The following is a 25,611-nucleotide window of genomic DNA, read 5'->3' on the forward strand; positions in this document are numbered from 1 at the left end:
CTATAGCCGGACGCGGGCGCTTCTTTTCATGAGTCTTACAGTTTTTCACGTGCATGTTTAAGGGTAATCGAATTGGCAATGGCTGCCCACATATCCGTTGATTCAGAGCCAACGTACCAGTACGCCAGCCCACCCACTTGCCATTGCAGACTGGCCTGAGCCTTGAGCCCAATTGAACGGCTTTCTTCCAGCCAAATTGTGTGCGTGACGCCTTGCTTTTGATACGTCGAACGGTATTGTCCAGCTTTATCGTCCCACACTGTTTTTGCTCTGTATTGCGAGAGCAACTGGTAAGACTCAGGGATGCTGATATCTGCTGACTTCAATGTTCCATTCGATTGGTACCAGTCGCGTGTGTAAAGAGGCATTCCGACGATCAGCTTTTGGGTCGGAACCTCGTCAAGCAGATCGGTAATGACTTTCGTAAACCAAGGCAAGGATGCTACGGAGCCTGCTTCTGACCCACCTACCCAATGCTCTTCATAGGCCATGACTACCAAATAATCCGCATACTTTGCTAATTTGGCAAAATCGAAAGGATCGCTCCAGTCTGAATCACCATCAGGCGGAATATCTACAGATAGGACAGTGCCTTTTGCGTGAAGAGCAGTCGCGAGCTCCTGAATAAACAAGGTGAAGTTGTTGCGATCCGCAGGGGAGAACCCTTCAAAATCGATGTTAATCCCATTTAGGTGGTATTGGTCAATGAACGAAGAAAGCTTTTGCACGGCTGCTTTTCGTTTATTGGGATCGGACAGCATGGCGTGAGTAGCATCAGGATCAAATTTATTCCCGAAAAGCGGCCACACCTGCTTGCCATTTGCATGTGCCCATTGGACAAGGGAAGTATCCGTAGAGTCGCTAATCGTTCCGTCTTTTTGCAGGAAGTACCAACGTGGAGATAGTGTATTGACTCCGCTATTCTTGACTTGTGCGATGAACTCCTCTGTCGTGGATTGGTATTGCCATCCGAGAGAGACAAGCGGCTTTGTTGTAACGTTTTGCTTCTTTAGATTCTCCTGAATTCGATACAAAATAACAGCGGTTTCTTCTCTCGATAGTGCTTGAGTCGGGCGGAAGTAGCCATTGTAGCCAACCAACCAATTTTTCTGTATGGCGTGGCTGACTGAGGGGCGTGCCCAGCTCGAAATCGCATTGGCATCCTTCACGGACAACTGGTAAGAAGACGAAATGCTTTGTTCCAGTGCGCGTACGAGAAATGCAGCGGCCTCTTCGCGAGAGATCGTCTGGTTCGGAGCAAAAGAAGTAGGATCGATGCCATTCGCGATGCGAAGTCCAGCAGCAGCTTGTACGTACCCGTATGCCCAAGAGTTTTTCGGAACATCCAAGTAGGCTGCGACGTTACTGACCACCGGTTTCATACCGAGCGTTCGTGTGAGCATCGCGACAAACTCAGCACGCGTCACCGGGCGAGTTGGGTGAAAGTACCCGTTTTCATCGCCGGAGATGACACCTGCCGCCTGTAGCGAACGGATTTGCTCTATCGCATAGCTGTTTGCGATATCTTTTAAATTTTTCGTCGAGGCTGTGGATGCAGAGACTCCGATGGCAAAAGAGAGACCGTACACCAGAAAAGCCAAGGAGACTAACCACATATGTATCTTTTGTTTTTTCATCATACATCCAGTATAAGGAGGGAGAACCATTGTTTCATTGGTCAGATTTTGGTAGAAACCTAGCAGGGGTGCCCGAACTCTTTTTCAGGAGATGCGATATGATATGATGGAGGAATAAAAATAGAGAGAGTGAAGCGAGGCGGAGAGAAATGGAAGACGTACTGATTGTGGGCGGTGGGCCTTGTGGACTGGCAGCGGCCATTGCCTGCAAACGAGCTGGATTTGATCCCATCATTATTGAAAAAGGGTCGCTTGTCCATTCGATTTATCGCTACCCGACCTATATGATTTTTCATAGCACACCAGATTTACTGGAAATCGGGGGTGTCCCTTTTGCAACGGCGAACGACAAACCGACCCGACAAGAGGCACTCAATTACTATCGACTGGTAGCAGCGCGAGAAAAATTGCGCGTGAACGTATATGAAACGGTGACAGAAGCGAAGAAAACACCAGAAGGCTTCCAGGTTACGACTACGGATCGTTTCGCCAAAACCCATACGTATGAAGCGAAAAACTTGGTGATCGCCACAGGTTATTTTGACAATCCAAATCGGTTACAGGTCCCAGGCGAGGAGTTACCAAAGGTTTCGTCCTTTTATAAGGAAGCACATCCGTATACAGGGATGAAAGTAGCGGTAGTAGGGGGGAATAACTCTGCCGTAGATGCGGCGATGGAGCTGGAACGGGCAGGTGCAGAGGTAACGGTGATTTGTCGCCGAACGGAGCTATCTGACAAGGTCAAGGCATGGACAAGACCTGTTTTTGAGAGTCTGATCAAAAAAGGACGCATCCGCATGCTGTTTGGTGCAACAGTCGAGAGAATTGAGGAACGTTCCATTAGGGTGAGGATGGGCGAGGAAGTTATTACGATTGCCAATGACCATGTATTTTCTTTGATTGGATACCGTCCGGATCGTACCTTCCTTCATTCGTTAGGGGTTATGATTGACGAGGAAACGGGAATCCCAGCACATCATCCTGAGACAATGGAGACGAACATCCCAGGACTCTATATCGCGGGAGTCATTGCGGCGGGCCGTCACGCGAACGCCATTTTTATCGAAAATGGAAGGTTTCATGGTGAAGGTATCGCCCGCCACATTGCCTCTCACGAAGAGCAGTAGCCGCTATTGATTAGAACTGCCACTCCAATTGTCGGCCTCCAATGAGGTGGTAGTGCAGATGGAAGACGGTTTGTTGCCCATGCTTGCCAATGTTGGTTACGATACGGAAGCCATCCTCGTTCACGCCCATTGTTTCTGCCACTTTTTGCAGCGATAGATGGAGGTGACCGATCAGCTCCTTATCCTCAGGCTCGATAGCCAGAACGGATTGAATATGCTTTTTCGGAATCATCAGGACGTGAACAGGGGCGACAGGATTAATGTCGTGGAAGGCCAATACATGCTCGTCCTCATACACTTTTTTAGAAGGAATGTCTCCGTTTACAATTTTGCAAAATAAGCAGTCCATAGGGCTATACATCCTTTCTATAATGATAGATCGTAAAGCCTACTTCGTCATGCAAGTAGGCTTTCCCTGTTTTTTACTCTGGAAAAGTCCGTTCCAAAAACTGAAGAACCTCACGCCAAGAGTGCTCGGATGCGTAGGCGTTGTTTTTGGGCGTACCACCATTGAGCTGTGTTCGGGTAGTCGGTATGTATGGAAAACGGATCCCATGTCCTGTATCCGGGTAACGCAAATGCACCACCGAATGAGCAAACTGATGATTCTTTAACCGCTCGACCATTTGCTCGCAATGCTCTGCTGCTGGCCACCAGTGATCGTCATCCGAGGAGAGGAAGAGGATCGGGCCATTGATATTTTCCACCGGGATTTCGGCATCTTCTAACCACTCACAAGCAGCCCAGGCTTCGGCATGGATATGATCGATACGTTGACCTGCGTCGAGTCGCTCCTGTGAGACTTTTGACTGCTCCTCTGTCCATGGCACGAATGGCAGAGGCTCTCCTTGAAACGACCAAGAGGATTGCGGGGAGAACGTGTCTGAACCAGCGAATGCCTTATCCGTCCCGATAGTAACAGTAGAGCTGGGACTCGAAGCAATGACAGCATGTACGTGCTGCTCGATCGATGCTGTAACTAATGCCAATTCTGCTCCTTTGGAGCGTCCGAATAACGTGATTTTATCAGGATGTACGGAGGGCTGTTGCTGTAACCAATGAATGGCGCGTTGAACATATTCGATCGGGATCTGGCGAATATCGTCAGGAAGATCGTTGCATTGGAAGTAAGCGAGTGCTAGCGCCGGATAGCCGTGAGAAGCGAACAAAGCAGCGAATTGTGATCCGGAACCAACTCCGCCTTCGCTTCCACCTAGTACCACAATGGCGGGTCTTTGCTCTGTGTGGGGTTTTGAAAAATACAGACCGACTAGACCATAGTCTGTCACTTTCTGTATCGATACGTCTCGGGAGACAAAAATACGTTTCACGACTGCTTTCGCTACGGGCTTATCGTAAACTTCTGCCGTTAATTCTATCTCGGTGGAGCGTGGGGTGAACTGAAAGTCGTCCAGAGAATAAGCATGATAAAAACGCATGGTCTGGACATTCATGGACCAAAAAAGCCCCATCGGATCAATTCCTTCATAAGTACCGAATAAGGGAGCTTGGGAAACCAAGTCCACCGAGCCATTTTCGTCTGCTTGGAATATAGCATGTGAGGATGCAGTCAAATCTCCTCCAGGCAATCCGTTTTTGAGAGTAGCATGAAGGGTGATTAATTGATTCGGGACAAACCCGCTGAGTGTAATATGGACGGGAACATCTATCAAGGCTGTAGCAGGCGTAACTTCAATTTGTGGAAGCATCATTTTTGTCAACACTCCTTCCAGATTACGGGAACACTTGACACAGTCATTATAGTAGAATGAAAAAAGTTCGACAGGACGAAATGTGACGGTATGGTTAACTTGACTTCTTGTATTCGGTGTAACTATAATCATTACAACGAAAGGGTGACAACGTATGAAAATCAGCAGCCGTTTCTCCATTGCGGTTCACATTTTATCACTGCTTTCCATTGATTCGAATTCGCATTGCACTTCCGAATGGATCGCAGGTAGTGTGAATACAAATCCAGTCGTGATCCGACGTGTACTGGGGCTGTTGAAGAAGGCTGGGCTCGTGAACGTACGTGCGGGAGCTGGCGGCGCTTCTCTCGCCAAGGAATTGGATCAAATCACGCTTCTTGAAATTTACCGTGCAGTCGATGTCGTGGAAGAAGGGCAACTTTTTCACATCCATGAGCAACCGAATCCCGATTGTCCAGTGGGAGCGAATATACAGTTTGTGCTGGAGTTGATTTTGACCCGTGCGCAGCATGCCATGGAGGAGATTTTGGGCGGAGTGAAAATGTCCGAGCTCGTAGATAACCTTCGTCAAAAAATAACCGAAAAAGCGCAGTAAGAACAAAATGCCCTTGCATAAGCGAGGGCATTTTTGCTAGGAAGGAGTGCCCGCATCCATTTTCCAGATGTTTCACGAATTCGGGTCAAAGAGGGTGGGATGTTTCTTTTTCATGATGGAGCAGCCAGCGTTTGCGCGAAAGTCCTCCTCCGTAACCTCCCAAATCACCATTGGAGTTGATGACCCGGTGGCAAGGAATGACAATCGCTAACTGATTCGCACCATTTGCCTGCGCGACTGCACGAAAGGCGCTTGGTTTCCCAATAGCTGCTGCAACATCGGAATAGGATGAAGTATGCCCCGGAGGAATCGTTTGCAAATGCTCCCAGACCATTCTTTGAAAAGGCGATCCGCACAAAAACAAAGGCGTTGCAAATTGTGTTCGCCCTCCGTCAAAATACTCCTCTAACTCACGTTCAATCGAACGGATAGGTGCTGTAGAACCAGGGATAATCGCCGACTTTGTTCTTTGTCTAAGACGTTCAACTTCTCGTTCTAAGCCACGGCGGTCAATGAATTCAAGGAGATAGAGAGCTTCTTCATCCGCAATGGCGATCATGGGACCGAGTCGCGTATCCAGCCACGATGCCTTTAAGACATGGTGATCGCCAAGAAGAGTAGGTGCTGCCCCCATAATTCGTGAAAATGCGTCTCGAAAACCACTACTAGACTCGTAGCCGGTGGATAGCTGGGCATCGATGACGGCTTTTCCTTCTCTGATTTCTTTCAGTGCAATCCCCATACGTCGCGCCCTTGCATATTCGACGAACGTCATGCCAAAACGCTTTTTGAATTGGCGTCGCGCTGTTGCAGCATCCACGGATAATCTTTGAAAGTCATTTTCGGTCCAGCGCTGCTCGGGGTTTTCTTCTACAGCGTTTACTAGCAGACGCACGAGCTCTGAAACATGATTGGGATGTGAAAGTGGACGGCAGCGCTGGCAGGGCCGGAATGAGGCCAAAAGTGCTTGTTTGGCATGATCAAAAAACTCACAATTTATAAACTTAGGTTTTCTTGCTGGACACGTCGGGCGACAAAATACGCCAGTTGTTTTGACTCCAACAAAAAAGACACCTTCATATTCTGAATTTTTATCTAGTAACGCCTGATAATACTCGGACTTCATCTCGGCCGTTATCATTCGGTTCCCCCTCCATCGTTATGTTTTCATTTTATCGCTCACCCAAAATAGCTGCAGCCGAAAATCGTACATTGATTTTTTCTCGTGCCTTCACTAGGAAGCAACAAGGGGGAAGGGTGGGTTGGATTTAAGCTGGAATTAGCCTGAAAATATAGATATAATAAACGTATTCAGAAATATGCGATAAACCGACAACGGCGTCGGTTGCGTATGGAAATGATGAGTAGTTGGCACGTCCGTTCACTGGTGATCGGGAGGTGGAGTATTGCGTCAGCATTATCGAGTCATCATCATAGACGACGACCCCATAACGCGTATGGACCTGGTCGAGATGTTGCAAGAGCAGGGATATAACGTCGTAGCTGAAGGAAAAAACGGCAAAGAAGCCGTTCGATTGACGCAAATGTGGAACCCGCATCTGATTATTATGGATGTGAAAATGCCAATTATGGACGGTTTGACAGCGACTGGGATTATCCGAGAGCATTCGGACGCAGCGATCCTTCTCTTGACTGCTTACAGTCAAAAGGACATGGTTATGCAAGCCAAAGCGAAAGGGATATGTGCCTATCTGGTCAAACCCGTCATGGAAGAAGAACTGCTACCGGCAGTGGAGTTTGTGCTTACAAGCAAACAATGAACGCAAAAAAGTGAATCGATAGGAAGAGCAACGGCGCTTGGACCAAGGCGAGTATTTCGTCTTTTGTTTCGAAGCGCTTTTTTCGTTCCATGAGATAGAGTTTACGGAAAGTTGAAAAGAAAGTGAGTGAAGCTAGAGATGAAATTGGCTTGCGTTGTACGTAAACAGCATTACCAGTTTACTTCGGTTCGGGATGTATTGGCAAAAGCGAGTGAAGAAAAGTCTGGCGATCACATGAGTAAACTAGCAGCCAATTCCGCACTGGAGCGGATGGCGGCCAAAGTCGTATTAAGCGAAATGCAACTTCGTGATCTATATGAAAATCCGGTCATACCGTACGAAAAGGACGAAGTGACACGGATCATTTATGATGATATCAATCTCTCTATTTACGAAGAGATCAAAAATTGGACAGTAGGGGAGCTACGGGAGTACATCTTGTCGTTTTCCACAGGAATGCCTGAGCTGACACGAATTAGTCGGGGGCTGACCAGCGAGATGATTTCCGCTACGGCCAAGCTGATGTCCAGCATTGACCTAGTCATGGCTTCCCAAAAAATGAAGCATCAAGCCTACTGCAACACACTGATTGGCGAGCCGGGAAGACTGGCGTTCCGCTGTCAGCCGAATCACCCGATCGATGATCCCGATGGTATTTTGGCTTCGATGAAGGAAGGCTTGTCCTATGGTTCAGGCGACGCTGTCATTGGAATTAACCCGAATAACGACTCCGTTGAAAGCGTTACCAAGCTCTTGAAAATGACACATGATTTCATGCAAAAGTGGGAAATCCCTACACAAAACTGCGTACTGGCCCATATCACGACACAGATGCAGGCTCTTCGGGGCGGAGCGCCCATTTCCCTGATGTTCCAAAGTCTGGCAGGTTCACAACGCGCGAATGATGCGTTTGGCGTAAATAAAGAGATTTTGGATGAGGCAATGGAGTTGATGCTCCGAAAAGGCACAGCGTCGGGACCAAACGTCATGTATTTTGAGACAGGGCAAGGCTCCGAAGTGTCGCTGGACTCTCATGAAGGCGTCGATATGCAAACGCTGGAAGCGCGTACGTACGGTTTTTGCCGTCACTGGAAGCCATTCATGGTCAATAACGTCTCTGGCTTTATCGGACCAGAAACACTTTATGATGGCAGACAGATGATTCGTGCCGATCTGGAGGACTTGTTCATGGGTAAGCTGCATGGTTTGCCGATGGGAATCGCTCCGACTTATACGAACCACATGTATGCGGATCAGAATGACCAGGAGATTGCAGGGATGCTGACGACCTTGGCAGGGGCGAATTTTTATATGGGCGTACCAGGTGGGGACGATGTCATGCTCAGTTACCAAGACACGAGCTACCACGATGACGCCAGCTACCGTGAGCTCTTGGGACTGCGACCTCTCCGGGAATTTGAGAAATGGATGGAAAAAATGGGCCTAATGGAAAATGGTCGTTTGACAGAGCGCGCAGGCGATTTAACCATTTTTGACTAACGAGTGGGGAGGGAAGCAAGGTGAAACAGATCAATATGGAAGACTTGGTCCAGCGTGTAATCGATGAGTTGTCCAAAAAAGACCAAGGAGTGATTCATTTTCCTGAGGAAAAGCAATGCGGGGTCAAGAATCCAAACAATCCAGAAGCATTGGAGCAAGCGATGAAACGAACGCCGGCTCGCATCGGAATCGGGCGGGCGGGTACCCGGATGAAGACGGGAAGCTACCTCCAATTTCGGATTGATCAGGCAGCAGCACGCGATGCGGTTATGAAAACGATCAGTCCAGAGCTGATCGAGAGTCTGCAACTACCTGTCCTCCATTCAAGAGCGACAAGCATGGAGGAGTATTTAATGAACCTCGACTCCGGACGGATGCTATCGGATGAGTCCGCGCGTTGGCTGGAGCAGCATGGGGATAAAAACAAAGACGTGCAAATTGTCATCTCGGACGGACTGAGCACCTCAGCGTGTGAGGCGACGATCCCAGACTTGCTGCCTGCGTTAATCCAAGGTCTTTCCATGAGAAACGTCAGTGTAGGAAAACCAGTTTTCATTAACAAAGGTCGCGTTTGGATTCAGGATCAGGTCGCGTCCATCGTCAATTGCAAGGTCGTCATTTCCTTGATCGGAGAAAGACCGGGACTTGCGACGGCAGAAAGTCTCAGTGCTTACATGATTTACAAACCGGATGCCAATACGGTAGAATCAGATCGTACGGTTATTTCTAATATTCATAAGGGTGGCACGCTACCGATTGAAGCGGGTGCTTACCTTGCAGAACTTTTGGAGGAAATTTTGAAGTACCAGGCGAGTGGTGTTAAATTATCACAGCTTCGGGCGATTAACGGGTAGATTCCCACTGGCGCTTCCTCCTGTCTTGCACTAGAATACATAGAAGATAACCAATTTCTATGAGGAGTTGCTAAGCATGACGGAGCCAAACCAAAACGAAAAAAATACCACCGAACAAAAGCCTGGCAAAATCAGCCTGCAAGAGGCAATGAAGCGCAAAATGGCAGAAAAGAAACAAGCGCAAGCACAGGCTAATAACCCAATGAATCAAAAGGCGCAAAATCAATCAATGAAAAGCCAGCTCACCAAAAAACCAAACAATCAACGCAGACGTATGGGCGTATAGCTTCGAATGAAGCAAGGCAAAAAGGAATGTGCAGCAACTTTAGGCTGCAGATTCCTTTTTTGTATGATCATTTAAACTTGATTGATCTTCACTACAAATTTTTTAAAGCTATCGATGAACCAACTAAGCTGGCGAGAAGAAAAAGCACAGGGCTCGCAGACCTTGACAACGCCTACCCAGTCGGAACTTCCAAAAGGGGACCACGCTTGTCGAACACTTCTCCTCTGAGAAACGTCCGCCCATAGGGTGGCTTTGGCTCGACGGTCCCCTTTTTGAAGTGGAGACGTCCAGTGAATCCCCCCAGCTGGCGTGTCAGAGTCGAAGAGACCTGTGCTTTTTCTTCTCCACCACTATGTTGACTCAAAAGAAAAGGGGGGCAATCATGAAGGTAGAACGGCTACTCGCTATTGTCATCATGCTGTTGAACAAGCGCCGTGTGAGCGCCCGTGAACTATCTGACCACTTCGAAGTATCCTTGCGTACGGTCTATCGGGATTTGGAGACCATTAATGCAGCGGGAATTCCCATCGTAGCGTACCCTGGGGCAAGCGGCGGATACGAGATCATGGAGAATTTTACGATCGATCGACAATACTTATCCTTGGACGAGCTAGTCGCGGTTATTGCTGCGCTAAAAGGGGTTCATTCCTCCACAGACGACAAGCAAATCGGACAGCTTTTGGAAAAAATAAAAGCGTTACTCACCACTGCACCATCCTCTCTTCAAGGAAGTGCACATCCTGTTGTTTACGACTTTAATCCATGGGGCAGTACACCGGCAATCGCCGAAAAGGTAAACAAGCTGCGGGAAGCCATCGAGAAAAGACTACGTGTTCGGATCATTTATACGAAAATACAAGGCGATGCGACAGAGCGCACCATTGAGCCTGTCACACTGATTATCAAAGGTTATGTGTGGTACATTTATGGCTATTGTTTACAACGCCAGGAGGATCGTCTGTTTCGCTTGTCGCGGATTGCAGACATGTCCGTGCTGAAAGAGGAGTTTTCGCCTCGCCCCAATCAAATAGATAAACTCGAATGGCTCGAAGAATGGGACACGGCAGAGCGTATTTCTCTTGTCCTCGAATTTGCGCAGCGTGTACATGTAAGGGTACGGGATATGTTTGCGCCAGAAACGATAGAGACCATGCAGGATGGCTCATTGCTGGTACGAACGAAGATGACAGACGATGAATGGTTAAACGGGATGCTGCTTAGCTTTGGCGATGCCTTGTGTGTACACGAGCCTTCCTATGTAAGACAGCGAATGGGGGATACGGTAAAAAGAATGGCGAAACTTTATGAATAAACGTTGGAACGTTGACAGATAGTTGTCAGGGTATGGTCGTTATACTAAGTCATGTAAACAAACTCTTACAGGAGCGTGGTTAATGATGAACCCAACGATCGTCAAACTGGATGAAATGCGTGTAGCAGGCTTGCATATTCGGACAACCAATGAGGCGGAAGGCGGACCGAACGGGAAAATTGGGGGACTGTGGCAGCGCTATTATCAAGAAGAGCATCCCGTCAAAACTCCCCATCAAAAAGAACCGGGTGTGGTACTGGGGGTGTATTCCGATTACGACAGTGACGAGACAGGCGAGTACTCCTTGTTAGTGGGAACCGTTGTAGAAAAAAACGGTGAGCTTCCTGCTGAGCTCACAGTCAAGACCCTGCCGGCTTCTACTTACGCTGTATTTACGACTCGCGTAGGCCCGATGGTAGAGGTTGTGATGGAAGCGTGGGCGAAGGTATGGGAGTGGTCCCATCAACCGGGGAACAAGCGGACATTTACCGGAGATTTCGAACGATATGACGGAGTGCGCTGTGCTGATCCCAACAACGCGCAAGTGGACTTGTACATCGCGATCGCTGAAGAATAAAGAGGCATTCAATCATACAAGCAGTCGTAGTCGATCAGGCTACGACTGTTTTGCTTTTTTCCATGATTTCTTCACAAGTTTCGTTTACTCTAGAGGGAGAGTGGCAGAGGGGAGTCATACAGACGAATGGATTGGATAACCAATATAGAAGCCCTGGCAGAGTGGATTCGCTCTTTGGGGATGCTGGGGATTGTCGGTAGTATTTTATTGAACATCGTGATCAGTGTGGCGGGTGTATTGCCGTCCATTTTTTTATCGGGTGCGAACGCAGTCGTGTTTGGCTTGTACGGAGGGTTCTTGATTTCCTTAACGGGAGAGGTGGTTGGTGCTTGCATAGCCTTCTTTCTTTACCGCTACACGATCAAAAAAGCAGATCGAAGCGATAAGCTGAAATCATTCAAATGGGTACATACCATCAATGGAACAACGAGTTTTCGCAAGTGCCTTGCCATCGTTTTGCTCCGGATCAATCCGCTGATGCCTTCGGGTGTAATCAATTTAGGCGCGGCTATGACGAATATCACCTTCGGGCAATTTTTGGTGGCGACCTTGCTAGGAAAAGTGCCGTCGATGGTTTTTGAAACATTCGTCGGTCATGATCTGATTACTTTTGGTGAAAACAAGTTTCGCTTGCTCTTTGCCTTGCTGGCAGGCGCTCTCGTCTTTTTCCTATTCTGGAAAAAAGGAAAGGCTCAAACTCAAGAGGAGTAGGGAGGATTCTTATGTCTACCATTTTGCTAGTCGATGATGAGCCGCAAATTTTAGAAATATTGTCCTCCTATCTGCAAAAGGAAGGCTATCATGTTCTGAACGCTCAAACAGGCAAGGAAGCAGTGGAAATGGCTACGACGATTTCATTGACCTGCATCATTTTGGATCTGATGCTTCCTGATTTGAGTGGGGAAGAAGTCTGCGTCCAAATTCGCAAAGAGTCGCGTGTCCCGATTTTGATGCTAACAGCGAAAAGTGGAGAGGCGGATCGGATTCGCGGACTTACGATTGGCGCTGATGATTATTTGATCAAGCCCTTTAGCCCGAGAGAACTTGTCGCGCGTGTTCGAGCCGTCATGCGTCGTGCGGGTGATTATTCAACACTCTCCGATTTTGTTGAAGTGGGCGATTTGACCATATCAATGAATGAGAAGAGAGTCACGAAAAATGGAATGGCTTTGGAGGTTACGCCGAATGAATATCGCTTGCTCACAACGCTTGTCCGTTATCCGGGGAGAACGTGGGGCAGGGAGGAGCTCGTGCGTGAGGTCATGGGGTTTGATTTCGAGGGATACGACCGAACCATTGATACGCATATCAAAAATCTTCGCCAAAAGATAGAGGCAGACCCGAAGCAACCGGAGTATATCAAGACGGTGTATGGATTGGGCTATCGCTTTGACGATCCCATGAAGAAGTGAGGCCACGATGAAGCATATTTGGGTAAAGCTCGCCTTTGTGATTATGACTGTCGGCGCATGCGCCGTTCTTTTTTCCTCGTTGTTGTCCGTAAAGGAAATGGATGTTCATTTTTCCATGTATGCCGATGAGGTGAGAAATCAGCATAACCAAGAAATATCACGTGTCGCACTCGAGGCGTATCAGGACAATCAAGGCTGGGGAGCGGAAACCTATCATAAGCTGGAAGCGGTTTCTGAAGTCTTGGGATTGCATATCACACTCCTCGATCAACAGCAACAAGTGCAAAACGAATGGGGCAAGCGGCCAGTCCATACGAGCAATTACAGTGTAGACAGGATTCCCCTTGTTAGTAAGGGTATCATGATTGGGCAACTAGTGATTAGCCACGATGATCGGAGTGCCTATATGACCTTGGAAAGTCATTTCCAATGGGCCCATAAAAACACGACGTTGTGGACGATGGCTGTGCTGCTCATCCTGGTCATTATCATCAGCATTCCACTCGCTCGGACCATGGTGCGCCCTGTCGTACAAGTAAGCACCGCAGCGCAACGAGTCGCACGAGGCAATCTGTCCATACGGGTACCGGAGCCTCGTGGCAAGGATGAGGTTACGTCATTGGTCGCTGCTTTTAACAACCTGGTCCAAAGTCTTGAGCATCAGGAGGAGCTGCGCAAGCGACTGACCTCCGATATTGCCCATGAATTGCGAACACCACTGAACACCTTATTAGCGCAAGTTGAGGGGATGATCGACGGTATATGGGAAGCAACACCCAAAAATCTCGAAAGCACAAGGTCTGAGGTACTGCGTTTGAGCCGTCTCGTCCGCGATTTAGATCAAGTGATCCAAGTGGAGTCGGGCTCCTTGCAAATGCGCAGTGAAGAAGTGGAGCTGCGTGAGGTTGTCCAAGAAGTCACAGAGTCAATGAGTGCTACGTTTGCCCGAGCGCAAGTGAATTTTCACTTCAAAGGGGATCATGCTGTCTGGATCAGCGGGGACAGGCAGCGACTGGCGCAAATCGTGGCCAATTTGTTGACGAATGCCTGCAAGTATACACCAGCGGGTGGAGAAGTCGTCGTCACGGTAGACAAACCAAGTACGATGGTTCGATTGCAAGTGAAGGACAGCGGCACGGGCATCGACCAAAAGGACCTCCCGTACGTATTTGAGCGTTTTTATCGGGGGGATCGCTCGCGAGCAAGGGAACGCGGTGGAGCAGGTTTGGGGTTGACGATTGTGAAAGGGATCGTGGAGGCACACAAGGGAATCATCTCGTTGGACAGTAGCGTGGGTGAGGGAACGACCATCACGATTTTGTTTCCGCCGCAAGCTCAGGAAAGCGAAAAGTAAACCGAAACCGTACCGTTCAGGGAGCGGAGAGAAGGGTTTTCAACGGATCGTACAACAAATATCTCGAATTGAACAGACTTTGGGCATTATGATTTATCTCAATTTACGCCGCAACCATATAAACTTTATAAGGCGGGGCATCAGAATTAATTTCCATTCATAAAATCAACCTCCTGTAAAATGAGCAGGAGGTTGCAGGAGCGAAGTGAAAACGGCCGACGGGCATGTTGTTACCGACAACGACAAGTTTTGGAAGCTGGGGACTTTTTTATTACAATCCAGTGTTGGTTATTGTGGTGATTATCGTTATAGAAGTGCTGGCGAATTAATCAGCAAGACTACCGATTCTTGCTAATGTGATTGGAGACTAGTAAACCACATTCCAACTGAATACGTACCAATTTCTGAATAGGAATAACTGTATAGTTTAGTTCTCGTTCCAGCTCATCCGTATATTGTCGCAAATGGCGAAGCCCTTCTTGTAGCACTGCTTTCAGTTTTGTAATTGCCTCTTGGTTGTTTGAGCCTTCCTTTGCTAGCCGCTCTAGCTCAAATTCGCAAGTGCGGACCGCTAGTCCTAAGCTCAATCCTCGATAAAACTTCGATACCACGAAACTGCTGAAAACTTGGGAACCCTTTGCCGGCTTTTCAAATTCAGGATCGCTCATTGCCCATTTTCTCTGTGCTTCGTTCCTTTCTTTGCGTGCCGGGGAAGAGGGGTCCATCAACTTGAAAAACGGGTTATCCTGCGAAATATAGGACCGTATGCCACCCAAAAGTCCCTCCAGCATTTCAAAGAAAGCCTCACTTTGATCTGCTTCGGTCAGAAGTGCCTCTCTGCGGGAAATATCTGAGTCACTCTGATCCTCTATTCGTGGATCGAAAAAATATGGCAGCTCGGTGATTAATGTTACACAATCCGCTTTCGAAGAGGCGTATGTGTGGCTGTCTGCCCCCACATCAAGTGTCGGGGGTTTTCCTGTATGTTTCTCCATATAATCAAAGTATTCGTCTTGCCCGTTTAAACTGAAGATGGCCGGAGCAAACTCTGTGGCAAATGGCGTCTCTGGTTCTCCTAGATCTAAAGGCACTTCTTCCTTCCTTGCTGAATTGTGAAATTCATTGTATAATTTTGGCAAATCGTGCGAAATATACCAATAAGCACCGCATAACCCTCCATTGTGTAAAGAATACATAAACTCAGGTCTAGTCTCGTCTATGATTTTCATGAGCGTTTGCGTTTCAGGCAATGGTTTGTCAAAGCGATAATCTTTATATTCAAACGGAAAAGTCCATTCCACCTGCTCGTAGCCGACAGGTCTATAGTAATTTCTCATGTAGTTAAAAATAGTGTATGGTCCTTTAAACCAATTTTCATTTAGTCGCGTACCATCAGGGTCAGCACATTTGATGATGTACCACGTGAAGCCCAGTTCGTCTCGCAGAGCCTTGTCCTCTGCCAATGCGCGGGAGAGATATTCCATCGTCATCGCGCCAATCGGCTCGTTAGGATGCGGGCAGGCAAAGCATAGCGCATTTTTGGGTCCGTCTCCGATTTTGATACATTGAATGGGGTGTCCATCGCGGGACTTTCCCGCCTCAAATACGGTTACAGCATCAGGAAACTCTTCGGCCAGCTTTCTGGTGCTTTCATCCATTTCATCTACTGTTAGAAAAACCTTGTAGTCTGGCACCTTATCAATCACATGTTGAAAATTCATCGATCATTCCCCCTTGTCTGATGCAATATTTAAAAAAAGATGCTATTCCTGTAACGTATCGATTAGGTTCTTGACGTAGACGTAAAGACTCCATTTATTTTTCTACCCAGCTATCTTGGAAATTGGGAGAATAAGACGTCCATTTCACGCCTTTTACTCGCGAGCTTACTACCACAAAGAGCTTGTCATAATAGATAGGAACAACATATGCTTGCTCAAGGAGATGTTTTTGGGCATCTACATATACCTGTTTTCGGGCTTCCGTTTCAGTGGTTGCACGTCCTTTTGTTAATAAAGCATCCAGCTTACCGTCTTTTAGACCACTTATGTTAAAGCCAGCACCAATTTGGCTAGAGTGGAAACTTTGGTATAAAGCATCAGGGTCATCGTAACTATAAGTAACCATTGTCACATCAAAATTTCCTTTCATTTGTCCATCACTAAACGCTGACTCTTCTAAATTTTGAATGGTAGCTTTGATACCCACCTCGCCCAGCATAGCTTGCAACAACTGAGCTTGCAGCTCAAACCTAGCCGAACTCAAAAAGGAAAGGGTAAATACTTTTCCATCCTTTTCTCTCAGGCCTTCTCCGTTTATCTTCCATCCAGCAGCGTCAAGGAGCTTCTTTGCTTCTTCCACATTGTATGGGTACCCGTATTTTTCCAATGACTTATCATACCCCAATGTTGAAGGGGATAAAAATGATTGGGCAACTTCTCCTTCACCCATCAAAACCGCCTGGACCATCGCTTGTTTATTAACCAGCATATGGAATGCTTTTCGGACTTGGATATCCTGGAACTCCGGTTTTGTCAAGTTCATATATAAACTAAGAGGTATCCCAGCCCGAAAGAGTTCCAAAACCTGATATTTTGGATTATTTCGATACTTCTTGATATCTTTTACGGGTACATCGAATGCAACATCGATGGTTCCGCTTTCCAAAGCGGCCAACATAACACTTTTATCTGGAATTGTTTTGATCACCAGTTTATCAGGTCTTGGCGGTCCTTGATTTTCATCGAGCGGAATGGCCCACTTAAAGGCTTCATTGCGAACCAATGTAACTCCCTCGCCAGCCTTCCAGCTCTCAAACTTCCATGGACCCATTCCCACAGGATTTCGTCCATATTCCTCACCATATTTTTCAATGGCCTTCATGGATAGCGGTTGAGTTACACCAATGCCTAAATCTTCAAGAATCGACACATTGGGTTCATGTAATTCAATGATGAGGGTTTTATCATCTGGGGCACTGACGCTCTTCACCGGCATCATAACTATTCCCGCCAGTTTTGCTTTTGTTTTCGGATTCTTAATGCGTTCAAAGGTATCCTTAAAACTCTTGGCAGTCAGAGGTGTTCCATCGTGAAACGTAACATCGGAACGAATGGTAAAGGTGTACGTTTTTCCATCCTCTGAAATCTTGAATTCACTTGCGAGATTAGGTTTGAATTCTTTTGTAACAGGGTCCTTATAGACAAGCGATCCACCCATATTCCAAGTAACACCCATATCGTTGCCAACTGACTTGTGAACATCTAAGGTATCTGCTTCACTTGCGTAAGCCACAGTGATGGTTCCACCTGTCTTTGGTTTGTTAGCCTCTGGCTGTTGATTTGGTTCAGGTGTGGTTGATTGTGTGCTGCATGCAACCACCAACGACGTACATATCATAATTAGTAATCCTAAAATAATGCCATGAAATCTCTGTTTCTTCTTCTTTACCATGTTACAGCTCCCTTGTTCTGTATTGTTTAAAAAATCTATATGACGACATATTTTTGAAAGATACCTCCTCCTTTATGAATCCAACGCATCAGCCCCCCTAACTCCCGATTATAAAACCTCCAGCAAGAGGAGATTCAATCGTTAGTTTTCGACAATATGTTTCTTCAAAAGAATAGGGAGCTTGTTTAAGAAGCTCCCTGCGCATGCTGAAATTCCAGCTCAGTCTCATTTCATTATCGCGCAGTGAAGAAGTGGAGCTGCGTGAGGTTGTCCAAGAAGTCACAGAGTCGATGAGTGCTACGTTTGCCCGAGCGCAAGTGAAGGACAGCGGCACGGGCATCGATCAAAAGGACCTTCCGTACGTATTTGAGCGTTTTTATCGGGGAGATCGCTAGCGGGCGAAAAGTAAGTCTAAACCGTATCGCTCTCGTTGCACATCGTTTATGATAAGAAGGGAATTTGAATATTCGATACAAAGAGGGAGAGGCACATGTTTGATTGGACTACCCTAGGAGCATTTTTAGCTGTTGTGATCGGCCTCTTTTTAATTCCTGGACCCGCTGTCCTGTTAACTGCGACGCGTACCGTTCAGGGAGGGCGTAAAGCAGGGATCATGGCAGGGCTTGGCATTGCTACAGGCGACTTCATTCATACGATTTTTGCTGCGGTCGGTTTATCCGCGATTTTGATGACATCTGCATGGGCATTCAATCTCGTAAAATTTGTGGGAGCGGCTTACTTGGTGTATTTAGGGGTTCGGGCCATGCTTGAAAAACCGGTTGACCCAGAGCTGCCAAAAGTAACACCGTTGCCACCGCTGCAATCGTATGGGCAAGCTATCCTCGCAGAAGTTCTGAATCCGAAGACCGCGTTGTTTTTTCTGGCGTTTCTGCCACAATTCGTACATCCGGAGCGTGGGGGAGCCATTTATCAATTCCTTGTCTTGGGATTGATTTTCGCCATCTTGGGGTTCTTTTACACCGCATTGATTGCGATCAGCATCAGACCACTGGGGCATCTGGTGAAGCGAATTTCCTGGCTGGGCCGCTGGAGTGGCAAGATCGTAGGTTCTGTTTACATCTTATTGGGATTAAAAGTAGCGCTGCAAGAAAGATAAAGGAATGAGTCGGGAGGACAGTCTTCCCGGCTTTTTTTATTGCTTGATTATTGATGTAAGGTACTTTTCGGTGCCTATGATACTTGAAAGTACGTACTTCCTATCAAGTGAGGCATGAGACATAATAGCATTCAGAACCAACATATTCGCCAATCATGATAAGTAAGGGCCCTGCTTTGTGAACGGCAAGAAAAATAAAGGGAGGATACAACTTAGATGAGCACGATTACATCCAATGTGAAGCAGCAAGCAACTGGTGCGAAAAAATCGACTCTTGCTTTACTTGCTCTCGCAATCAGTGCATTTGGTATCGGGACTACTGAATTCGTTATCGTCGGTTTGTTGTCTACTGTCGCACAGGATTTGAAAGTAACAATCACCTTAGCAGGACTTCTTATTTCTGGATATGCATTAGGGGTAGCCATTGGTGCACCGATTATTACAGCACTCACAAGTCGAATTCCACGCAAAGCGCTACTCATGCTTTTGATGATTGTCTTTGTTGTCGGAAACAGTGCGGCAGCCTTATCGAGTAGCTTTGCGATATTAATCATTGCCCGTTTCTTTACCGCGTTTTCTCATGGTGTATTTTTCTCGATCGGTTCGACGATTGCGGCCGATCTGGTGCCAGAAAACAAGCGTGCCAGCGCGATTGCGACGATGTTTACCGGTCTGACTGTTGCAACCGTTACAGGCGTACCTTTGGGAACGTATATTGGTCAAATGTTTGGATGGAGAGCGACTTTTTGGGGAGTGGCCATTCTTGGCGTGATTGCACTTATCTCGACAGTGATTCTGGTACCAAGCAATTTAAAAAATGCCAAGCCAGCTTCCATTAAAGATCAAGTGAAAATTATTACAAACTTGCCACTGTTGCTTGTCTTTGCCATTACGGCTCTTGGCTACGGCGGTACCTTTGTAACCTTTACGTTCTTAGGTCCGATTCTGGAAGAAATCACAGGTTATCAGGCGAGCGCCGTCAGTTTGATTCTACTCGTCTATGGGATTGCGGTAGCGATTGGAAATACGGTCGGAGGAAAAGCAGCTGACAAGAATCCGATAAAAGCACTGCGCTGGATGTTCATTGTCCAGGCGATCATTCTGATCATCTTAACATTTACTGCTCCGTTCAAATGGGTGGGAACCCTTATGATTATGCTAATGGGACTCTTGGCCTTTATGAACGTACCGGGCTTACAAGTGTATGTTGTGCAGTTGGCTGAAAAATACGTGCCAAGTGCTGTTGATGTAGCTTCTGCCATTAACATTGCAGCATTCAATCTCGGCATTGCGATTGGAGCCCTCGTTGGAGGAATGATCGTCGATACGATTGGCCTGATTCATACACCATGGGTCGGCGGAGTGATGGTGTTAGGTGCAGCATTACTCACGGTGATCAGCAGCAAGCTGGAAAAAACTCGTCGTTAATGGAACAAAGACGCGGATGCGGATCAAAGCATGTGTCCGCTGGTGGTTTCCAAATTCACCATAGAAGGAGAGAGCATCGATGAGCAAATTCGACGGTCACTATGGTTTTCAGCGAATGTTCCAAGAAGGAAAGATGACGTTAGGATTTCACATTCCGCTGGAGGCATACGAATGGGAAGCGCCGACAATGGAGCGCCAGGTTGAACTCGTCAGAGCAGCAGAAGACTACGGCTTTACTGGAATCTGGCTGCGCGATGTGATTTTGCAGGACCCTGCTTTTGGTGACCCTGCTACAGGGCAAATTTATGACATGATGATTTATTTAACCTATTTGGCTGCGCAAACCAAAAAAATCGCTTTTGGTACCTCGAGCATCGTGCTTCCACTGCGGCATCCGTTACGAGTGGCAAAAGAGACAGCGACCATCGAAAATTTGTTTCCCCAACGTTTGATGATGGGAATTTCTTCTGGGGACAGACGGGCTGATTTTCATGGGCTGAATGTGCCGCATGAACAGCGTGCGGAGCTGTTTCGCGATGGCTACGACTACTTGCAGAAGGTTATGGCAGAGGATTTCCCGAAAATCAACTCTCCATACGGTATGATTAATGGAGCGAATCTTGTGCCTAAATCGACTTCACCCATTCCTACCTTTATCACGGGGTACAGTCAACAAACGATGGACTGGTTTGCGCAAAACGGAGATGGCTGGATTTATTACCCACGTGATCCATTCAATCAAGCACATGCCATCCAAGAATGGAGAGAACTTGTCCAGAAATATCATCCAGGTGTATTCAAGCCGTTTATTCAGCCTCTTCACTTGGATCTAGCGGAAGATCCGGATGAGTCGGTCACGCCGATTCGATTAGGGTACCGAGTCGGCAGAAAAATGCTTTTAGAACTGCTGGCCATGTATCAAGAGGTCGGCGTCAATCATTTGTTCTTCGCCCTGTTCCCTAGCCAGCGTCCTATTGACGAGGTCATTGATGAGCTTGGACAAGAAGTATTGCCTTGTTTCCCGGCTCATATCGACGCAACGGAGCGGGTTTGACTACATCTTCGTATGAGGAGGGGAGGATATGGGACGATACAATATCCCTGTAGAGGCAACATTGGAAGTTATCGGAGGGAAATGGAAAGTAGTGATCCTCTGCTTGTTGGCAAAAGGGGCAAAGAGGACAAGCGAATTGAAACGCGCAATGCCTGCCATCACGCAAAAAATGTTAACGCAGCAACTGCGAGAATTAGAAGCGGACAATATCATTACCCGCAATGTGTATCAGCAGGTTCCACCGCGTGTCGAGTATGACTTGACGGAGTACGGCAAGACCCTGTCGAAGGTTCTGGATGTCATGTGTGAATGGGGAGAGTGTCACATCGAAAACCAATTGCGAAAAATAGTCGAATGAAAAGGGGAAGTTCGATGAGAGGAATTGGCATGAAGCAATACGGTGGTATCCAGCAATTAACTGAAATGGAATGGCCAACAAAACCAATCGGGCCGGACGATGTGCTCATTTCCATAAAAGCGAGCGGGGTAAATCCCGTGGATTGGAAGGTGCGGGAAGGACTGTTACAAGCAGATTTTCCTTTTGAACTGCCACTTATTTTAGGGTGGGATGCGGCGGGCACGGTAACGGCTGTCGGTACGAATGTGCAGGATTTTCAAATCGGGGACGATGTCTTCTTCCGACCAGAGCTGGAAAGGGAAGGGACATACGCAGATGAAATTGTCGTTCCGGCGAATATCGTAGCCCCGATGCCACGTGGTTTGTCGTATGCGGAAGCGGCTTCGCTACCACTGGTCGGACTAACGGTTTGGCAGGCATTGGTAGAGGTAGGGAAGGTACAAGCGGGAGAAAAAGTCCTGGTGTTGGGAGGAAGCGGCGGGATCGGTTCCATGGCGATTCAGCTAGCAAAAGCGCTAGGTGCCTATGTGGCTACGACAACCAGCTCCAAAAATAGCGATTTTGTCCGTGAGCTGGGAGCAGATGAAGTCATTGCTTATGATCAAGGACCACTTCATACCTCTACACGATTTTCATTCATGTTGGACACGCTTGGTGGAGAAGCGTATGGTGATGCTATAAAATTGATGAAGCGGCAAGGAAGAGTGGCGACCATTATTAGCGAGCGTGATGCCAAGAAACCTTCGTTCGCTGATGCGGTTGAGAAAGAACGAGAGTTGGATGTTACTTTTGTGTTTACGCGTCCAGATGGGGTAAATCTTAATTATATCCGTGCGCTAGTGGAAGCCAAGAACGTAAAGCCTATCTTGACGAAGGTATATCCATTGACGCTTGAAGGGGTTCGAGATGCGCATCTCTTTAGTCAAACGGGTAGGGTGCGTGGGAAGATTGTGCTCGTCCATTCATGATGGGGAAATGTGATTTATAATTGATGTTTTCACTACTTATATTTAAGTATGTCACCTGATTATAAGGAAAAGTGACAAATAACATCTGAAACCTGTTATGACAAACCGTTGTCATAACAGGTTTTTTGAACTTTTTATAATGTCAGGTTTGATTAGCTGTTTAGGGGAAGTGTCATAATATTATATCAAGGATTTTTTCCATATATGCTGTTTTGACACTGAGTGGTTTTGGGCATTTCTGTATAAGCTAAAGAGATCATTACGAGTGATCAAGTGGGGGAATGTCTCATGGATTGGTATGACTGATTAAATGAATACTTTCCAGAATATGAAATGAAAAAGGAAGGACAAATTCAGGCGCTTATCAGGGAAACAGACATTTACCACAAAGTCGATACAGACAAATTTCTTTTGCTGTACGCGGAGTTTCCGACGTTTATCTTCATCGATTACCTCCTAATCAATCCTGCCACGCGTGGACAAGGTATCGGTACCAAGGTCATCCAGACACTCAAAAAGAGAGGGAAAGACATCATTCTGGAGGTAGAACCTATCGATCGAAATGATGAAGATTCCATCAAGAGAGTCCATTTTTATCAAAAGAACGGGTTTGTGAAAGCGGACCGCATTCAATACAGCTGGGAAGAAGAAAATGGCGAGACATATGAAATGAAAATCTATTACTGGAGTCCGCACGATGATTTACCACAGGAAGTCGTACTCGGGAATATGTCCAAGGCCTGTCAGGAGATCCACAACTTCCGCGCCCACCAATACTACGGACGAAATGTTGCCAATCCGGATGAAGTGCTGCATTGGAAACACTAATGATGCCTTCAAGTTAGTCCAACACCCCTGTAAAAGAAGGGGTGTTGGTATTCGATCAACTAGGGTGTGTACGCAAACTGTAAATTAAGGAAATAAGTTTGCGTACAGGCCCTAGATAAAATCAACCGTCAGAGTTGGCGGTTGATTTTATTTCACCGTTTGTAGAGTAATGCTGCTCAGTAAAAGTCGAGGGGGAAAAGAAAGGGATCAGTGTAAATTGCTTACCTGATTACAAGTGTTTTTGAAAAAATGCCAGTTCAAAACCATTAGTAATATCAGGATGTTTAAGGACAGTTGTTGTGATAACTCACAGGAAAAGAGCGAGTAAGGTGGGAATGTAACAGCGGCGGGCTAGGATTGGATTTTTCAACCGAGCCCACCGCTGTTTTCATGAAAAAGCCAGCGTGACGGTGTAGATCGCCTTCACTGGTAACCGTCCGCTCTTCACCGCTTTCGAATTACGGCCCCCTGCAGAACAAAAGTAATCCCTAAGATTCCTACGATGGCAAGCAGGCGAATGAAACCGTTGGAGACAAACAGATTGACACAGATCAGCCCAATGATGATCAAAATAAGCAAGATCACCGTTTTCCCCGACATGTACGTGTTCCCCTTTCCCCAAACAAAATGAGTGGTCTCGTCAAATCGGAATATGCGGGTCGTTCCATGGCGTATGTAATTTGACTTTTTGCTTGTCAGAATCTTCTGTTCACATTCAAAGTACTTACTATTGTAGCGAATACAATCGTGGAAGAAAAGGCGGGATCACGTGAAAAACTCCCTTCTGTCATCGCCAGGTTCTCACCTGTACGCTTGAGAGGGAGTTTTCGCATGTGATCAGGCTACCCAGCTTACTTCGTAGCTAGCTGATGCTCCGTTGTTTGCTGCTTCAACGGCTGTCCGACCAATTGTGATCGTTTGGATCGAATCACGATGGCAGTAATCAACAGCGCGATACCATTGATGATAAATACGAACCGAATCGGGATGAGTCCTCCGAGAAAACCGCCAATGATTGGCCCCATCATGGTCGCGAGCTGCGTCGAGGATTGGTTCAAGCTAAACGCCCTGCCGCGAAATTCTGGTTCTGTGACTTTCACAATCATGGCGTTGATCGACGGATAAACAGCGGCAAAAAACAGTCCGTACGCGAATCGCAAAATGCCAAATCCATACAGATTGGTGAAGAAAAATTGCAGTAAATTTCCGACGGCTCCACCCATTAAGCCGATGAACAAGATTTTGGAATAGTCGATATTTGACCCGAGCTTTCCCCATTGTGGAGCAGCAATGACCGTCGCGATGCCCACTGCCGCAAAAATGATGCCGGAGCTAAGGGATGCGTCTTGCTGCGAAGCGCCCAATTGCATGACATATACGGTTAATAAAGGCTCAAGAAGCATAACGGAAATCGTGACCATCAGACTCATACCTAGTATGGACATCAACGGGCGGTTTGCCACCGCAGCGCGCAAATCTTCTCGTACACTCGAGCGACTGCCGGAGCGGTTCAAATTCGTTTCCTTCACGAAGAAAGTAGCGATCAGCGCTGCTACGAGCACGACAAATCCTGAAAATATAAAAGCTTCCGCGTTTCCCCATACGTGACTGACGACACCGCCAACCAATGGACCGATGATTCCTCCTGTTGCTCCCGAAGTCGCCATAATCCCCAGTGCGTACCCGACGCTTTTTTCTGGTGTATTCGTCGCTACCAGCGCAATGGCAGCAGGTACGTAGCCGGCAAGCAAGCCCTGGAAGATCCGTAACACAAGAAACAAATAAGGGTCTGTAATCAAATACGTCAAAAAGTACAACAAAGCGAGGCTAAATCCAGAGCGAATCAACATGGGCTTTCGTCCATATTTGTCCGCGAGAGAGCCCCAAAATGGCGAGATGAGTGCACTTGCTAAAAACGTGATGCCAAACGAGATGCCGGACCAGGCTTCCAGATGCTCATTGACCCCCAGTGAAGTATGGAGGAAGATGGGCAGGAAAGGGATGGAGATGGAGTAGGCGGTGCTACAAAAAAATACCCCAATCCATAAGACGATCAAATTACGTTTCCATGAAAATTCCATCTTCTGTCACAACCTTTGCAGTTAAAAAGCAGGAATGTTGTTATTGATCATTCTAGCACTGCAATTTACTGCTGACCAATTCGGAAATATGATCGGACTATTGCAAAAATGAAATAAGAGGAAACCTTGACTTCATTCGGACAAAAGAAAACCCCCAGGCGACAAGAGATGAAGCTC

General features: G+C 47.1%; 26 protein-coding genes. 18 read left to right on the forward strand and 8 right to left on the reverse strand.

The window, feature by feature from the left end; translation table 11 throughout:
- Positions 1 to 35: 35 nt before the first annotated feature.
- Positions 36 to 1,601: an S-layer homology domain-containing protein gene (locus tag HP401_RS25215; RefSeq protein ID WP_254457183.1), complete on the reverse strand. Its 1,566-nt coding sequence runs from the start codon at positions 1,599 to 1,601 to the stop codon at positions 36 to 38.
- Positions 1,602 to 1,786: 185 nt separating this feature from the next.
- On the opposite strand from HP401_RS25215, the gene HP401_RS25220 reads away from it, so the two are divergent.
- Complete coding sequence (locus HP401_RS25220) at positions 1,787 to 2,764, forward strand: YpdA family putative bacillithiol disulfide reductase (RefSeq protein WP_173607008.1); 978 nt, start codon at positions 1,787 to 1,789, stop codon at positions 2,762 to 2,764.
- 10 nt (positions 2,765 to 2,774) lie between these two features.
- Here HP401_RS25220 and HP401_RS25225 read toward each other — a convergent pair whose 3' ends face one another.
- Together HP401_RS25225 and HP401_RS25230 are read right to left on the reverse strand one after the other, a co-directional pair.
- The gene (locus HP401_RS25225; RefSeq protein ID WP_007727375.1) at positions 2,775 to 3,113 is read right to left on the reverse strand and encodes a histidine triad nucleotide-binding protein; all 339 of its coding nucleotides are present in this window, start codon (positions 3,111 to 3,113) and stop codon (positions 2,775 to 2,777) included.
- Between the two features lie 73 nt (positions 3,114 to 3,186).
- Positions 3,187 to 4,476 (reverse strand): acyl-CoA thioesterase/bile acid-CoA:amino acid N-acyltransferase family protein, encoded by a 1,290-nt coding sequence (locus HP401_RS25230; protein ID WP_173607009.1) that lies wholly within the window; start codon positions 4,474 to 4,476, stop codon positions 3,187 to 3,189.
- Positions 4,477 to 4,630: 154 nt separating this feature from the next.
- Here HP401_RS25230 and HP401_RS25235 point away from each other — a divergent pair, with 154 nt between their 5' ends.
- Complete coding sequence (locus HP401_RS25235) at positions 4,631 to 5,071, forward strand: Rrf2 family transcriptional regulator (protein WP_012686286.1); 441 nt, start codon at positions 4,631 to 4,633, stop codon at positions 5,069 to 5,071.
- 85 nt (positions 5,072 to 5,156) lie between these two features.
- Here the strand turns inward: HP401_RS25235 and HP401_RS25240 are convergent, their stop codons facing one another.
- Positions 5,157 to 6,212 carry a bifunctional transcriptional activator/DNA repair enzyme AdaA gene (locus tag HP401_RS25240; RefSeq protein ID WP_173607010.1) on the reverse strand — a complete coding sequence of 352 codons (1,056 nt, stop codon included), beginning with the start codon at positions 6,210 to 6,212 and terminating at the stop codon, positions 5,157 to 5,159.
- 265 nt (positions 6,213 to 6,477) lie between these two features.
- Here HP401_RS25240 and HP401_RS25245 point away from each other — a divergent pair, with 265 nt between their 5' ends.
- The 9 genes from HP401_RS25245 to HP401_RS25285 all read left to right on the forward strand — a co-directional run bounded on the left by HP401_RS25245 (position 6,478) and on the right by HP401_RS25285 (position 14,147).
- Entirely contained in the window at positions 6,478 to 6,852 is a 375-nt protein-coding gene (locus HP401_RS25245) for a response regulator (RefSeq protein ID WP_012686288.1), read from the forward strand.
- A gap of 138 nt (positions 6,853 to 6,990) precedes the next feature.
- On the forward strand, positions 6,991 to 8,352 hold the full coding sequence (locus HP401_RS25250; protein WP_012686290.1) for an ethanolamine ammonia-lyase subunit EutB: 1,362 nt from the start codon (positions 6,991 to 6,993) through the stop codon (positions 8,350 to 8,352).
- Positions 8,353 to 8,372: 20 nt separating this feature from the next.
- Positions 8,373 to 9,206 carry an ethanolamine ammonia-lyase subunit EutC gene (eutC, locus tag HP401_RS25255; protein ID WP_173607011.1) on the forward strand — a complete coding sequence of 278 codons (834 nt, stop codon included), beginning with the start codon at positions 8,373 to 8,375 and terminating at the stop codon, positions 9,204 to 9,206.
- A gap of 76 nt (positions 9,207 to 9,282) precedes the next feature.
- Positions 9,283 to 9,492 carry a hypothetical protein gene (locus tag HP401_RS25260; protein WP_015890910.1) on the forward strand — a complete coding sequence of 70 codons (210 nt, stop codon included), beginning with the start codon at positions 9,283 to 9,285 and terminating at the stop codon, positions 9,490 to 9,492.
- Positions 9,493 to 9,874: 382 nt separating this feature from the next.
- A complete protein-coding gene (locus tag HP401_RS25265; RefSeq protein WP_173607012.1) occupies positions 9,875 to 10,804 on the forward strand; it encodes a helix-turn-helix transcriptional regulator in 930 nt (309 codons plus the stop codon).
- 82 nt (positions 10,805 to 10,886) lie between these two features.
- Positions 10,887 to 11,381 carry a GyrI-like domain-containing protein gene (locus tag HP401_RS25270; protein WP_173607013.1) on the forward strand — a complete coding sequence of 165 codons (495 nt, stop codon included), beginning with the start codon at positions 10,887 to 10,889 and terminating at the stop codon, positions 11,379 to 11,381.
- Between the two features lie 126 nt (positions 11,382 to 11,507).
- Positions 11,508 to 12,092 carry a TVP38/TMEM64 family protein gene (locus tag HP401_RS25275; RefSeq protein ID WP_173607014.1) on the forward strand — a complete coding sequence of 195 codons (585 nt, stop codon included), beginning with the start codon at positions 11,508 to 11,510 and terminating at the stop codon, positions 12,090 to 12,092.
- Positions 12,093 to 12,103: 11 nt separating this feature from the next.
- Positions 12,104 to 12,793, forward strand: a complete 690-nt coding sequence (locus HP401_RS25280; RefSeq protein ID WP_173607015.1) for a response regulator transcription factor — start codon at positions 12,104 to 12,106, stop codon at positions 12,791 to 12,793.
- Positions 12,794 to 12,800: 7 nt separating this feature from the next.
- Entirely contained in the window at positions 12,801 to 14,147 is a 1,347-nt protein-coding gene (locus tag HP401_RS25285) for a sensor histidine kinase (RefSeq protein ID WP_173607016.1), read from the forward strand.
- 338 nt (positions 14,148 to 14,485) lie between these two features.
- Here HP401_RS25285 and HP401_RS25290 read toward each other — a convergent pair whose 3' ends face one another.
- Together HP401_RS25290 and HP401_RS25295 are read right to left on the reverse strand one after the other, a co-directional pair.
- Entirely contained in the window at positions 14,486 to 15,868 is a 1,383-nt protein-coding gene (locus HP401_RS25290; protein WP_173607017.1) for a M14 family zinc carboxypeptidase, read from the reverse strand.
- 94 nt (positions 15,869 to 15,962) lie between these two features.
- Positions 15,963 to 17,600: an ABC transporter substrate-binding protein gene (locus tag HP401_RS25295; protein ID WP_173607018.1), complete on the reverse strand. Its 1,638-nt coding sequence runs from the start codon at positions 17,598 to 17,600 to the stop codon at positions 15,963 to 15,965.
- Between the two features lie 203 nt (positions 17,601 to 17,803).
- Here HP401_RS25295 and HP401_RS25300 point away from each other — a divergent pair, with 203 nt between their 5' ends.
- The 7 genes from HP401_RS25300 to HP401_RS25330 all read left to right on the forward strand — a co-directional run bounded on the left by HP401_RS25300 (position 17,804) and on the right by HP401_RS25330 (position 23,353).
- Positions 17,804 to 17,995 carry a hypothetical protein gene (locus HP401_RS25300; RefSeq protein ID WP_254457184.1) on the forward strand — a complete coding sequence of 64 codons (192 nt, stop codon included), beginning with the start codon at positions 17,804 to 17,806 and terminating at the stop codon, positions 17,993 to 17,995.
- A gap of 95 nt (positions 17,996 to 18,090) precedes the next feature.
- The gene (locus tag HP401_RS25305; protein WP_173607019.1) at positions 18,091 to 18,717 is read left to right on the forward strand and encodes a LysE family translocator; all 627 of its coding nucleotides are present in this window, start codon (positions 18,091 to 18,093) and stop codon (positions 18,715 to 18,717) included.
- Between the two features lie 216 nt (positions 18,718 to 18,933).
- A complete protein-coding gene (locus HP401_RS25310) occupies positions 18,934 to 20,145 on the forward strand; it encodes an MFS transporter (RefSeq protein ID WP_173607020.1) in 1,212 nt (403 codons plus the stop codon).
- 79 nt (positions 20,146 to 20,224) lie between these two features.
- Entirely contained in the window at positions 20,225 to 21,199 is a 975-nt protein-coding gene (locus tag HP401_RS25315; RefSeq protein WP_173607021.1) for an LLM class oxidoreductase, read from the forward strand.
- A 28-nt stretch (positions 21,200 to 21,227) separates the two neighbouring features.
- Positions 21,228 to 21,557, forward strand: coding sequence for a winged helix-turn-helix transcriptional regulator (locus tag HP401_RS25320; protein WP_173607022.1), 330 nt, complete (start codon positions 21,228 to 21,230; stop codon positions 21,555 to 21,557).
- A gap of 14 nt (positions 21,558 to 21,571) precedes the next feature.
- Positions 21,572 to 22,525, forward strand: a complete 954-nt coding sequence (locus tag HP401_RS25325) for an NADP-dependent oxidoreductase (RefSeq protein WP_173607023.1) — start codon at positions 21,572 to 21,574, stop codon at positions 22,523 to 22,525.
- Positions 22,526 to 22,858: 333 nt separating this feature from the next.
- Positions 22,859 to 23,353, forward strand: coding sequence for a GNAT family N-acetyltransferase (locus tag HP401_RS25330; protein WP_254457185.1), 495 nt, complete (start codon positions 22,859 to 22,861; stop codon positions 23,351 to 23,353).
- Between the two features lie 444 nt (positions 23,354 to 23,797).
- On the opposite strand, the gene HP401_RS25335 is transcribed toward HP401_RS25330, so the two are convergent.
- Positions 23,798 to 23,953, reverse strand: a complete 156-nt coding sequence (locus HP401_RS25335) for a hypothetical protein (RefSeq protein WP_017248261.1) — start codon at positions 23,951 to 23,953, stop codon at positions 23,798 to 23,800.
- A 251-nt stretch (positions 23,954 to 24,204) separates the two neighbouring features.
- Positions 24,205 to 25,434 (reverse strand): MFS transporter, encoded by a 1,230-nt coding sequence (locus HP401_RS25340; protein WP_173607024.1) that lies wholly within the window; start codon positions 25,432 to 25,434, stop codon positions 24,205 to 24,207.
- Positions 25,435 to 25,611: the final 177 nt, after the last annotated feature.

Origin of the sequence: Brevibacillus sp. HB2.2 (assembly GCF_013284275.1) — a bacterium.
GTDB classification, from domain to species: Bacteria; Bacillota; Bacilli; order Brevibacillales; family Brevibacillaceae; genus Brevibacillus; species Brevibacillus brevis_D.